The sequence below is a fragment of the Metabacillus sp. RB-C-LZQ-3-1 genome, assembly GCF_058315175.1.
The window spans coordinates 159,468-172,125 of the sequence record NZ_JBZFLI010000010.1 but is presented as its reverse complement, the minus strand read 5'-3'; the positions used below and the strand labels follow the sequence as shown (position 1 = coordinate 172,125).

Here is a 12,658-nt window from a genome sequence, read left to right as displayed (position 1 = left end):
TTCTATCTTAGCTTTTTAACAATAATTTTTGATCTTCTATAGCATATACACAATCAGCCACCTTATCAATAAAAGTCCGATCATGTGATACAAGGAGTACTGTTCCTTCATACGCTTTTATGAAACGCTCTAACGCCTCAATACAAAAGACATCTAAAAAGTTTGTTGGCTCATCTAAAACTAACATATTATATCTTCCTAGGAAAAGCTGGCACAACACTAGACGTATTGCCTCTCCGCCGCTTAAATTTCGGACATTCTTTTTTAAATCATTACCTGCAAAACCCATGGAATGAAGGACAGAGCGGATTTTACTTTCGTCAAAGTCGCTTCTATTTTTTAAATATACTAGTACTGTTTCATCTTTCATAAATTGATAATCCATCTGTTCGTAAGCTCCAATGACTGCTTTTGGAGAAATTGTAACCCCTTCACCACGTTGCAAGATATGGTGAAGCAAAGTGGTTTTACCTGAACCATTTTTTCCTGTAATGGCAATCGTTTTGCCTAATGGGAATTGGAAACTCGATTCTTCAAGAAGAATCTTGTTTCCTGCCTTTAGCGTTAAGCGATCTGCTATAATCGGAACTTTATTGTGTAACTGAAGAGCTTTTGATTGATGAAAACGAATGATCTGCTCCTCTTTTGGAGCATCGACTGCTTCAAGTTGTTCCACTCTCTGCTCTATCGCCTTTGCTGCTTTTTGTACTGCCCTTTGACTTGTATCCTTTGATTTCGTCATAAACATCTTATTTGCCTTTGCTTTTGTTTCCTTTTTGGAAATGTGTCCATTCGCCTGTGTAATTTTTTCAGCCTTCTTCATTTTTTCCTCTGCTGCTTTAATAAGACGTGATTTTTCTTTTACGTATTGATCATGTTGTTCTTGCTGCTGCCTTTTCTGAAGTTCTTTTTGTTCCACATAATCCGAATAGTTCCCTTTATATTCGGTAACATTCCCACCTTCCACTTCCCAAATTTTTGTCACCAGTTTATCCAATACGTACCGGTCGTGACTCACAAGCACAAGAGCACCATAATAGTACATTAATTCCTCAATAAAAAAACGGATACCGTCTGAATCAAGATGGGTGGTAGGCTCATCAATTAATAATCCTTCATGATAGTTTGAGAAAATTTGAGCTAACTTCAGTCTTGTCTGTTCACCACCGCTAAAGTATTCAATTTCCGTTTCTGGTATAGACAATTTTCCTTTTAAATCATATTCTATTTCTGTTTGCTTAGGCGATGTAAGCTGATCAAAATAAGCAAAATCAACAAACCGTTTTATGCGGCCTTTTTCTGGCTTAATTTGACCATTTATTAATTTCAACAAGGTACTCTTACCTGCACCATTTTTTCCTACAATACCTATTCGATCAAACTGGTGAATCGCCAGTCGCGGGATGTTTAATACCACCTTATCTAAAAATGAAAGTTCTATATTTTCTAATTCAATACATACATTTTCCATTACTCTCTACTCCCTTTCGCCTGCTAAAATCTTGATTTGTTTCAAAATAAAAAAATCACAAGCATCTGCCTGTGATTTAGAGTAAAAGGGAAAGAGACCCATCCTTATTCAATTAAGGGGCTGTTAGGAACCATCAGCAAATAAACCTTCCTTTGGTATCACAAAAAAAGGATAAATTCAACAAAAATAAAGAAAGCCAGATCAAGCTGTCTTTCAACATATTGCATATTTTTATCCTGCATGAACAAACAGTAACAACCCATCTTAAAAAGTATGTTTGGGTAATATACTGATTGTATTGTGAGAATAACAATATCTCAAATATGAAATGAAGATTATTAAAAAAGGACAGACTAATCCCGTTTACTCTGCATACACAAACAGAGCCTTTGACCATATTCAATTACTGGTTCAAAGTTGGGAATCGTAGTCTCATCGAATGTGTCATTTTTTAATAATCCTCCTTAAGGTTTAACATTCAGTATTAATTGTAGAATGCCTTTTGATAAAAGTCAAAGGTAAATACATCGGAAATCCATTGATTCCCTTTAATCTGATGTCTCCGTTTCTGAAATGAGTTCATGGAGCATCTCTACTCCTAGCTTGAATGGAGAAGAAACAGGAGAAGGATTAAATATGAAAAAGACCCTGACTTCGCAAATGTTTTATTAACGAAATCAAGGTTCGTATGATAAGACTTTATTTCGGGATTACACCTTTAAACTCAAACTTGCAACACACTCGACATGCGCCGTATGAGGAAACATATCAACAGGCTGAATATACTCAACCTTATAATCCTTACTTAAATAATCAATATCCTTCGCCAATGTACTTGGGTTACATGATACATAAACAAATTTCTTTGGTCTTACCTTTTTAATCGCATCTAGCAGCTTGCGGTCACAGCCTGTTCTTGGAGGGTCGACGACTACAACATCAGGTCTCCACCCTTCTTCAACCCATTTTGGGAGCCAATGCTCAGCTGTTCCTGCTACATATGTGGTATTTGTATACCCGTGTTTTTGAGCATTCTCTTGTGCGTCAATAATCGCCGCTTCAATTGTATCCATTCCGCGCACTTCACTTGCATCACTTGCAAGCCATAATCCGATTGTCCCGACTCCGCAATAGGCATCCGCTATTTTTTCGCGACCGGTTAATTGTGCTGCTTTTTTTACTTCATCATAAAGCTTCACAGTTTGAACTGGATTTAATTGAAAAAATGCTCTAGCTGAAAGCTCAAAGCTTAGGTCACCAAGTGTTTCTTGAATGACTTCTTCACCGCTGAGATGAAGTGTTTTTTCTCCGAAGATTAAAGAGGTTTTGTTTCCATTTATGTTTTGTACAATTGATTTAACCTCTGGAAATCTCTTTTGAATTTCTGCAATGATTAATTTTTTTCGTGGTACCTCTTTTTGAGTGGTGATTAATACAACTTGTACTTCACCTGACTGAAAACCAGCACGGGTGACGATTGTCCGGACAATCCCTTTTCGTTTTCGTTCATCGTAAATTGGTACTTGAAAGTCCTCTAAAATCTGTTTAACTCCATCAGAAACCTTATTTGTTAAAGGATGCTGCACCATACAATTTTGAATAGGAACTAAACGGTGTGATTCTAATCCATATAAGCCTGCAATTACTTTCCCTTTTTGCTGACCAACTTGAAATTGGCTCTTGTTTCGGTAATTCCAAGGATCTTCCATGCCAATAGTTGAGCGAATATCTAATTGGTTTACCTTTAATTTTGTATGTCGTTCCAATGATTGAATAACAATATCTCGTTTTTCCTTAAGCTGTTGATCATAAGCCAAATGCTGAAGCTGACAGCCTCCACATTCTTCATAAATCGGACAAGGTGGCTTTACTCTAAATGGAGACGATTTGCGGACCTTTTTTACTTTTCCTTCCGCAAACTTAGGCTGAATCTTCGTCGCTTCAACTAAGACTTCCTCTCCAGGTAATGCGCCAGGGACAAAAACAACTTGTCTCTTAAAATAGCCTACTCCCTCACCATTAATTCCTAGTCTTTTGATCGTAAGGGGAAAGGTTTGCCCTTTAGAAATTTTAATATTACTCGCTTGCTTCTTTTCTTTCATAAACGTATACTCTCCGTTTCTACTCAATGCTTCTCCATAAATACAATGTTGCGTAGCTTAAATAGGGTGACCATTGCTCACTATATTGATCCATTTCATCATTTGTCGGTTTTGCTTCAAGCTGAAAATGTTGTTGAATCGCTCTTTGCACCCCAATATCCGCTTTTGGAAAAAGGTTTGGCCGTCCAAGTCCAGAGAGTAACATGTTTTGAACGGTCCAAGGACCAATTCCGCGAATCTTAATTAACGTTTTCAATATTTCTTCATCTGACTGCTTAGCCAACTCATCTAAAATCAAGATTTTATCAGCGATAAGCTTCGATGTATCAATAAGGTACTCTGCTTTTCTTTGACTAAATTGAAGTTCTCTTAATTCCTCGTATTTCAGCCTAGCAACTACTTCAGGCTTGGGGTAGAACCACACATTATCAACCTCATAGCCAAACTGTTTGACAAATCTTGCTGTTAATGTGTGAGCAAAGGCTAAGTTTAATTGCTGATGAATGATGCACTTTACTAAACAGCTATAAAGATCAAATTCTAACACAAGAGGCGTCCCTTCGTGTTGTTTGAAGATCTTAGCAATATTTGTTTGTTGAAAATGCTTGGCTACATCTTGTAATGGATAGTCCCACCTAAAAATGCTTTTTACTTTTTTTAGTGCAGCTTCTTTCATGCTTTCGTCTTTACCACTAACTTCAAAAGCAGGTTCGTGTATCGTTCCGACTGCTTTTACTGTAATGACGTTGGGCTTATTTTCTATGAGTACAGGTACTTTTATAACCTTTTCGCTTTTATTAAGAGATATGATTGGATCCATTGATAATCTGTCCAAAACAGAGTCAAAATTGTATGGCCCCTTACATACTACCGTTTCCATCCACATATATTTCTTCCTTTTCACCTTTTACTTTTATTATACCATTCATACTCCTTCATTTTATAAAGTGAAACTTTTATTAGATGGGGCTTACTGCTTGTTAAGAGCGGGATAAAGACGAAAAACCCTTTGAATATAGCTCAAAGGGAAATGAAATAAGGGTGGTCAATCATTTTTTTGATCATTAAATCATCTAGACTTTTAAAGGTATATCCCTGTTTTCTTAATTCTACAATGGCATGATCTAATGCTTCGGCATTATCCTTTGATACAGTATGAAGCAACAAAATAGAACCAGGATGAATTTGCTTCATGATGTTGTCGTAGGAGTACTTCCAGCCCTTTTGCGCATCTACTTTCCAATCAACAAAAGCTAAAGACCAAAAGACAGATGTATAACCAAGTTCCTTTGCCCTTGCGAGTACTTTTTCACTAAAAATCCCCCGCGGAGGACGCAGATAACTCATTCCTTTTTGGCCTGTAAGTTCTTCAACTTTGAGTCGGACAGATTCCAGCTCTTTTTTAAACTCGGTATCACTTTGTGTTGTTAAATCAGGATGGTACCAAGAGTGATTACCGACAATATGCCCCTCATCAACCATTCGCTTTACTAAGTCAGGTTCAGAATTTAAATAATGTCCGGTTACAAAAAAAGTGGCTGGTACTTTGCGTTCTTTTAAAACATCCAATACTTTTTCTGTGTATCCATTTTCATATCCATTATCAAATGTTAAATAAATTTCCTTTTTTGAGGTATCTCCTAAATAAAAGGAACCATATTGAGCTAAGAGCTCATCTAATTCTTTCCCAGCTGAAGCCGGCTCGTGATTTTGGCTTCTTTTAAATCCCCAGTGGATTGGCTTATTTGAAACGGCTTGTACGGTATTCATTGATAAAAAAAGAAGACAAAAAAGAGTCAGCAACATGGACCATTTTTTCATGACAGTTCTCTCCTCATTTTACATAATTATTTATAGTGTTGTTAAAGAGAGGATTTCAATACTGAGAAAAAATCCCAAAAAATAAGAATCCCGTTTAATTCGTAAAAAAATTGTCGAAAAAAGTCTAATCGAAAATAAATTTGAATAATCGAAAATATATTTCAAAAATCGTCGATAAATTTTAATAATCGAAGATATATCAGAAAAATCGAAGATAAAATCCCATAAAAAAAGAAGACCCGCATATTTCGCGGGTCTTCCACCTATTTAAACGTTTATTTAAATACTGGTTCCTTAAATTTCTCTAGCTTTTCAAGTGAGCTTTTATCGACATCAGCATGAAGGCTATTTCCGTGTGAATCCATTGTGACAACAGCTGTAAAGCCTTCAACTTTTAAGTGCCACATTGCTTCTGGAATCCCAAATTGCATAAGATCTACACCTTCTACAGATTTAATACAATCGGCATAATATTGTGCAGCGCCGCCAATTGCATTTAAGTATACTCCACCATGCTCTTCTAATGCCTTTAATGTTTTAGGTCCCATTCCACCTTTTCCAATTACTGCTCGAATGCCAAATCTCTTCATGATATCCCCTTGATATGGTTCCTCACGAATACTTGTTGTAGGACCTGCTGCTTTCACATGATAGTTGCCATCCTCATCTTTTAGCATAACCGGTCCACAGTGATAGATAATCTGGCCATTTAAATCAACTGGAGAATCATTTTCAGAAAGATATTTATGAATAGCATCACGGCCGGTGTACATCATTCCGTTAATACGAACAACATCTCCAACTTTTAACTCTCTTATTTTTTCTTCCGTAATTGGTGCTTCAAGAACCACTTCTCTTGTTTCGATTGCTTGTTCTTCTGTTGTAGCTACTTCATCCTGTGAGAAGTCAATTTCCTCTCCATCCTGATATAGCCACTCGTTAATAGAACCGCTTTCCGGATTAATCAATACCCCTAAACGGCGATATGCCCAGCAATTGTAAGCAACGGAGACAAAGAAGCTCGCTGGAATACGGTTTATCACACCTACTTTACATCCAAGCAGCGTCGTTTCTCCTCCAAATCCCATTGTCCCGATTCCTAATTCATTTGCGTGTTCCATTACATACTCTTCAAGCTGACGTAATTCCTCACGCTCATTTACATCATCAACACGTCTAAATAGTTGATCTTTGGCAAGCTCATAGCCGCTTGTCCGATCTCCTCCGATGCCTACTCCGATAAAGCCTGCACTACAGCCTTGTCCTTGTGCTTGGTAAACTGAATGCATAATACATTTACGAATACCATCTAAGTCACGGCCAGCTTTCCCTAAACCTTCAAGTTCGCACGGAAGACTGTATTGAATGTTTTTATTTTCACAGCCGCCGCCTTTTAAAATAAGACGAGCATCTATATAATCTTTTTCCCATTGTTCAAATTTAATAACAGGTGTCCCTTCACCTAAGTTATCCCCGCTATTATCACCTGTAATCGAATCAACAGAGTTAGGACGAAGTTTTCCATCCTTTGTAGCCTGTTCAATTGCACGTTTAATGTCTTTTTTCATTTCTATTTGATTTGCACCAATAGGTACCTTTATTTTGAATGTTGGCAATCCAGTGTCTTGGCAAATAGGAGACACATTATCATCTGCCATTTTGATATTATTTGTAATTGTTGCTAATGACATCGCTGAACGTGTTCCTGCACTTTCCTTTAGCTTTGCTGCAGCGATTGCTCTTCTTACGTCTTTTGGCAAGTTGGTCGAAGTTTCTACAATTAATTGGTACATACTTTCATAAAAGTTTTTCATCTCGATTTCCCCCTCATGAACAAAAGCGTAAGCGCCTCGAACAACCTCGGGCAATTAAGACGCAAATGAATAGAAGACGTTCATTGTCTTCAATTCATTTGTGGCTTATGACCTCGAGACAGTCTAAAATCGCGACGTCCTGTCACAACGACTGCACTCGCACGTCCTGTGCTTCGAGGCTAGGCGCTGTAGCTGGATGTCAATGCGCTTACCCCAGTTCATTTAAATAATAATTTTAAACGTTCATTTGAAATGCTCAAGCACCTTCAAAGCTGCTACATACAAAGTGCTTAGGTCACAATCCTATTACTCTAGTCATTTAGTAAACTTTCAGTCATTTCCCACAATTTTTATTATACTCGTAAGACTATTTATTGAAAAGCCAAATCGAAGCGTTTTCAAACAAAGTGCTTATTTCACAACACTTGAACTTGAAATCTTTCGCTGATGGCTTACCGTAAAAAGAACCAATACAAAAAAGCCAACACAAATCGTGTCAGCTTACTCTTTCCACTCTTTTTTAAATTGATTTTGTTTCATCTCAAGATCGTCGAGCATTTGGATCAAACGATCTATATCCTCTACATCTGTAGATTCAGGATCCATTGAGTCTAATACTTCTAAAAACATATTTAATCGATTTTTTAAATAAGATAATTGGGAATCCTTATCATGTACAGCGTTACCCATCATCTCTCCCCTTTCAAATAAAGTGAGACTTCCATCAGTTGTGGTTTTCTTCATCCCTCACTGATGGTTAGCGAAACTTATCGGATCTTTACGGGCAGTTATCCCCCACTTATCTTCTTGATTCTCTAATCTTGAAGTGGGAGTCTTACTGCCCGTTAAGAATGGGATAAATGTATCGTAGACTAGATTTCACCCTTTGACAAGTACCGGTTAAGCATTCACAGGGTGTGTATTATGTTCGTTCATGTTAAAATGAAAGGTATGCTATTGGCTATATTGTCTTTTATAGCATGCTATTTTTACCCTTTAAAAAGGAGCAAACAAATGAATGCACTAAAATCAGTAAAACCCATTACAACGTCTTATGATCCATGGGAAGCATATTTAGATGTGAAGCAGTATGGTGAAATGACGTTAACAAATATAGAATTCACGACAACAACCCTTTGTAATATGCGATGTGAACATTGTGCTGTTGGCTATACATTACAACCAAAAGATCCACAAGCTCTTCCGCTTGATCTTTTATTAAAGCGTTTAGACGAAGTACCCGCTCTTCGTTCCCTAAGTATCACAGGTGGAGAGCCGATGCTTTCCTTAAAATCAGTTGAACAATATGTTGTTCCTTTATTAAAGTATGCCCATGAACGAGGGGTTCGTACACAAATAAATTCAAATTTAACCCTTGATTTAAAACGTTATGAAAAGATTATTCCTTATTTAGATGTCTTACATATATCTCATAACTGGGGCACAATTGATGAATTTGTCGAGGTTGGCTTTGCTGTTATGGATCGCAAACCAACCTATGAACAACGGGCAGCCTTGTTTGAGCGAATGATCGAGAATAGCCGTGCTCTTGTAAAAGCCGGTGTTATCGTATCAGCTGAAACAATGCTCAATAAACGGACACTTCCATATATCGAAAAAATCCACAAGCAAGTGGTGGAGGAAATGCTATGTCAGCGTCATGAAATTCATCCAATGTATCTTATGTAATAAATTTCATGACCTTTAAAAGACAAAAAAATTAGCCTCAAGCTCTACAGGCTCAAGGCTTTTTTAATAAACTTATCTACATCAAGCGTTCCCTCTCTAACAATGGTAACTCCATCTACAATATAAATATCTTTCTCCTCAGGCTGAGGCATTCCTAACAGCTCATTTATCTTAGAATAAGGCTTTTTAATCTCTGTAGTTGTTTTCTCCATCTGTACCCTCTCCCTAAAGTAATGTTTAGGCTGTCTGTCCTATTGATCTAAAACAAATAGCCCTCTACTTAACCATTAGAGAAAAATCCATTTTGTGACTGAGCAGGGGTTATATAAACAAAAAAGGCAAAGAGCTTTTATTCAGCCCTCTGCCTGTTGTACTTTCTTAAATAGTTACTTACTGAGCTTTTTGTAGCTCCTGTAGCCTCTGCAATCTCTCCATAAGTTAAGCCCTGCTCTCTAAGCTGTACCCACTCAGCAACCTCCTCAGGAGCATACTTAACAGGTCTACCTATTGTATCTCCCTTAGGAGCTTTCTCAGCCTCAGACTTAGGAGATAATGCCTCTATCTCATCTTCTAAGATGCAAAGTCTCTCAAACAGCTCATCAGGTAGCTCTACAGCTTTTGTAGTCCTGTATTTTACTCCTGTAACATAGTGACCTTTAAAAACAGGTACAGGATAAAGCTCTACAAACTTATTATCTTTATTAATGCCTAGCTTTGTAGGCTTTCTCATGATCTCTAGAGCCTCAAATAATTGATTATCTAAAGCATCCTCTTTCCTTTGTTGCTCCTCCTCTTGTATAAGCTCCTTTTTTCTCTGTAGAATAGCTTTGTTAGGCATCATCTTTCTCCTCCTTTAAATAATCTGTCTAGCATCTCAGGCTCATGCTCCTCCATATAGCAGAAAAGAGAGAATGTATCAGGAGCATAAGTACCTCTCAAAAGTCCTTTAATAATCATTTGAGATAAATAAGGAAATCTTTGTTTAATCTCTTTATGAGACTTGCCTTCTACTCTGGAGCTGTACAATATCTCTCCCAATAGTTGACCTGACACCATAGCATTTCCTGACCTCATAAGCTGATAAGCTGTTCTAGATAACTCCTGAGCTTTTTCTCCTGATACTCTGTAAGTGTTAAATTTATAGTCAATCATCTGTAACCTCTCCTCTGTTGTAGTTGTCTGCAATAAAAAAGAGAGGCATCTTCTGCCTCCCATTAGTTACAAAACTTATTAACAAAACTAGCTAGTAATACTGCTCCAATGACTTCTAATACAATCATGTTTAGACCTCCTCAGTTGAAATTAGCATTTTCTCCTTGTTACTGAGTCTGTCTCCTTTGCTAAGCAGGTCTCTCCACCTGTTACTTTAAAACTTGTATATCAAACTTTCTAAACCTAGAGACTCTAGATGCTTAGTAATCTCATTACTACAAGTCTCTAAATCCTTACCTAGTCTCTTTGCTGTCTCAGTATCAAGCTCATGTAAAATCATTAGGTAGTCAAATAAAGTATCATTGTACTTTTTGAAATACTCCCCATATACTTCCTCTACCTCCTGAGGAGTTACTTTACTAATAACTATTTCTTTAGCCTTAATTACTGCCTCTACTCTAATCTGTAATTCATTCATATTCCTCATCCTTTACATCCTTTCAATTCTAGTAATAGCAGTCTCAAGACTAATATCACTATAGTAAAATCTAACTCCATTATGAGTTACTCTATCTGCTCCAATGCTGTTAGCTACATCCCTTAAAGAGTAGCCTAAGCCTTTGACCTCATTTACTACTGACCTTAGAGCTGTAAAAATCTGAGCCTTATTAGCTTTATTAACAATCTGAGCAACCTCATCAATAAGACCTGTAAGCTCAGCAGATAGCTCTCTAAGCTCTTTATATCCTTCTGCTAAAGCATCCAAAGTTTCAGCCTTAGCTTTGCCTCCTAGAGCTAAATTAGCTTTCTCTACAGCCTTAATCTTAGCCTCTGTAGCCTCAATCTCTACATTAGTAGCCATAATCTTTTCTACAAAGTCTGGAGCTGTAGAGTCTAATTTCTCAATATCCTCATTAAGCTCTGTAATAGCCTGTAGCATCATCTGCTTTTGAGCCATCATATTAGCTGAGAGAGTAGCATATTTCTCACTAATTTCCTCTACATTGTCTACAGCATCCTGAGCTTTCTCAAGAGTTGTAAGCTGAGCTTTAATATCATTTACTAATACCTCCTGAGCTTTGCTCTCAAATCCTAATACTGCTAATCCTGCTATAAAAGTTGCTTTAGTTTTATTCATAATCTATCAATCTCCTCTTAATTATTTTTGTGGTTTAATAAAGTCTCTCTTATCAATTTTTTCATATGCTCCTCAGCAGTAAGTAAAACCTCTAATTCATCCTGATACTTTGTAGCTCTTTGCTCTACATCTACCTTAACTACCTCAGGAGCTTTAACTGTATTCTGAGCTATTCTTTTCCTGTACATAATTTCCTCAGCCTCATCCTTGCCAAATATCTCAGTAAGCATCTGCATCCATTCCTCATCAGATACTTTCTTTTTAACCTCTGAGATAGGCTCACCTTTTGCATATTTCTTAACCTCATGCTTGTTAAAGGTCTCAGGAATATTGTTAATAACTCTGTCTAATCTGACTGCTGTAGCCATTAGCTCTGTATCAGGATGCTCTATACCATTTAAAAGGTTAAGATGTACTAAACCCCAAAACATCAGCTCCTTAGCAAAGCTCTCATCTGATACATCTTTATTAACATAATTCTGAGGATTTTTAGCAGAGTCTTTAGTTCCTCTGTAGATCAGCTCAGAGCTTTCTGTCATAAGCCCTAAAGTCCTTGTATTCATATACTGACTGATACTGCCAAGCTCTCCTCTAATCCAATATCTGAGGCTCTTAGCTTTATTCTTTTGGAATGTTAAGACCTCATCTGCTGATAAGCCTGTAAACTCAATAAAGAGCTGTTTGTCTCTTGCACTACCTGTAATAGCAGACTTAAACAAGCTATCTACAAATTTATCAAGTTGCTCCTCAGTAATAGTCCTGCCTAGCTGACTAATATCAATCTCAGGCTCTACCTCTTCCTCTAGCTCAGCTAACCTAGCCTCATATTCCTCTTTGTAGTTGGAGATGTATTGCCTGATGCTCCTGTCATTAATGCCTAAAAACTTAGCTACCTCTTTCTGAGTAGCTCCATATCTTACTTTTACCTCTGCAAAAGCTAAGACAATATCTAGCTGAGATTTAGGAGCAGTCTCTGTAAGGTACTGCTCAATCTTTTGCTGTTTGTCCATGCTGTAACCTCCTTAATTTCTTTATTAGACTTAAAAACCTGACCTATTGAGTATCTAACTGTCTTTTTAATTAAAAAACTTATAAAGGGATAGGATAGAAAAGGGAATAGAGGCATCTGGAGCTGTTGGGCAGACAAGCTAAAACCTCTACTCCCTTCTCTATATACTTGGACAAGTATTGGAGGCTAAGAAAAGTATTGTTACAAAAAAAGTTCAAAGAATTTTTTACCATCTAAAAATGGACAAAAAAAAATACCCTCCCAAAGCCTGAGAGAGAAGGAGTAAACAAAAGGCTAAGGGAGAGCATTTCTTATTGATTTAATTATGTTGTATCTACAAAGATTGTGGTTATGTATCATTTATTATTTTGTTGGGGAGCTTTGCTCCAAGCCTTTAGGCTTTAATATCTTTTAGGCTACAAAGTAGCATACTTATCCTTAAATCATTTCATGATTTACATC

General features: G+C 37.1%; 13 protein-coding genes and 1 pseudogene. 1 reads left to right on the top strand and 13 read right to left on the bottom strand.

All coding sequences use genetic code 11. The annotated features are described in order from the left end of the window. Positions 1-7: 7 nt before the first annotated feature. From AC4GZ8_RS16720 to AC4GZ8_RS16690, 7 genes are all read right to left on the bottom strand, one after another. Positions 8-1,471, bottom strand: coding sequence for an Msr family ABC-F type ribosomal protection protein (locus AC4GZ8_RS16720; RefSeq protein ID WP_491083026.1), 1,464 nt, complete (start codon positions 1,469-1,471; stop codon positions 8-10). Positions 1,472-1,874: 403 nt separating this feature from the next. Further along, positions 1,875-1,919 (bottom strand): erythromycin resistance leader peptide, encoded by a 45-nt coding sequence (locus AC4GZ8_RS16715; RefSeq protein WP_105980607.1) that lies wholly within the window; start codon positions 1,917-1,919, stop codon positions 1,875-1,877. A 262-nt stretch (positions 1,920-2,181) separates the two neighbouring features. Further along, on the bottom strand, positions 2,182-3,573 hold the full coding sequence (gene rlmD, locus AC4GZ8_RS16710; protein WP_491083025.1) for a 23S rRNA (uracil(1939)-C(5))-methyltransferase RlmD: 1,392 nt from the start codon (positions 3,571-3,573) through the stop codon (positions 2,182-2,184). A gap of 19 nt (positions 3,574-3,592) precedes the next feature. Beyond that, positions 3,593-4,459, bottom strand: a complete 867-nt coding sequence (locus AC4GZ8_RS16705) for a DNA-3-methyladenine glycosylase family protein (RefSeq protein ID WP_491083024.1) — start codon at positions 4,457-4,459, stop codon at positions 3,593-3,595. A gap of 134 nt (positions 4,460-4,593) precedes the next feature. Beyond that, on the bottom strand, positions 4,594-5,379 hold the full coding sequence (gene pdaA, locus AC4GZ8_RS16700) for a delta-lactam-biosynthetic de-N-acetylase (protein ID WP_491083065.1): 786 nt from the start codon (positions 5,377-5,379) through the stop codon (positions 4,594-4,596). Between the two features lie 290 nt (positions 5,380-5,669). Continuing rightward, positions 5,670-7,208 (bottom strand): fumarate hydratase, encoded by a 1,539-nt coding sequence (locus tag AC4GZ8_RS16695; RefSeq protein WP_491083023.1) that lies wholly within the window; start codon positions 7,206-7,208, stop codon positions 5,670-5,672. A 501-nt stretch (positions 7,209-7,709) separates the two neighbouring features. Further along, complete coding sequence (locus AC4GZ8_RS16690) at positions 7,710-7,898, bottom strand: SE1561 family protein (RefSeq protein ID WP_491083022.1); 189 nt, start codon at positions 7,896-7,898, stop codon at positions 7,710-7,712. Between the two features lie 324 nt (positions 7,899-8,222). Here AC4GZ8_RS16690 and yfkAB point away from each other — a divergent pair. Next, a pseudogene (gene yfkAB, locus AC4GZ8_RS16685) lies at positions 8,223-8,888 on the top strand (radical SAM/CxCxxxxC motif protein YfkAB); the annotation flags it as partial. A gap of 53 nt (positions 8,889-8,941) precedes the next feature. Here the strand turns inward: yfkAB and AC4GZ8_RS16680 are convergent. The 6 genes from AC4GZ8_RS16680 to AC4GZ8_RS16655 all read right to left on the bottom strand — a co-directional run bounded on the left by AC4GZ8_RS16680 (position 8,942) and on the right by AC4GZ8_RS16655 (position 12,197). Then, on the bottom strand, positions 8,942-9,109 hold the full coding sequence (locus AC4GZ8_RS16680) for a hypothetical protein (RefSeq protein ID WP_491083021.1): 168 nt from the start codon (positions 9,107-9,109) through the stop codon (positions 8,942-8,944). A 137-nt stretch (positions 9,110-9,246) separates the two neighbouring features. After that, on the bottom strand, positions 9,247-9,735 hold the full coding sequence (locus AC4GZ8_RS16675) for a helix-turn-helix domain-containing protein (protein WP_491083020.1): 489 nt from the start codon (positions 9,733-9,735) through the stop codon (positions 9,247-9,249). Next, a complete protein-coding gene (locus AC4GZ8_RS16670) occupies positions 9,735-10,049 on the bottom strand; it encodes a hypothetical protein (RefSeq protein WP_491083019.1) in 315 nt (104 codons plus the stop codon). Before AC4GZ8_RS16670 ends, AC4GZ8_RS16675 begins: the two co-directional genes overlap by 1 nt. 214 nt (positions 10,050-10,263) lie before the next feature. Beyond that, positions 10,264-10,527, bottom strand: coding sequence for a hypothetical protein (locus AC4GZ8_RS16665; RefSeq protein WP_491083018.1), 264 nt, complete (start codon positions 10,525-10,527; stop codon positions 10,264-10,266). A 12-nt stretch (positions 10,528-10,539) separates the two neighbouring features. Beyond that, positions 10,540-11,187: a hypothetical protein gene (locus tag AC4GZ8_RS16660; protein WP_491083017.1), complete on the bottom strand. Its 648-nt coding sequence runs from the start codon at positions 11,185-11,187 to the stop codon at positions 10,540-10,542. A 17-nt stretch (positions 11,188-11,204) separates the two neighbouring features. Beyond that, positions 11,205-12,197, bottom strand: coding sequence for a helix-turn-helix domain-containing protein (locus AC4GZ8_RS16655; RefSeq protein ID WP_491083016.1), 993 nt, complete (start codon positions 12,195-12,197; stop codon positions 11,205-11,207). Between the last annotated feature and the right edge of the window lie 461 nt (positions 12,198-12,658).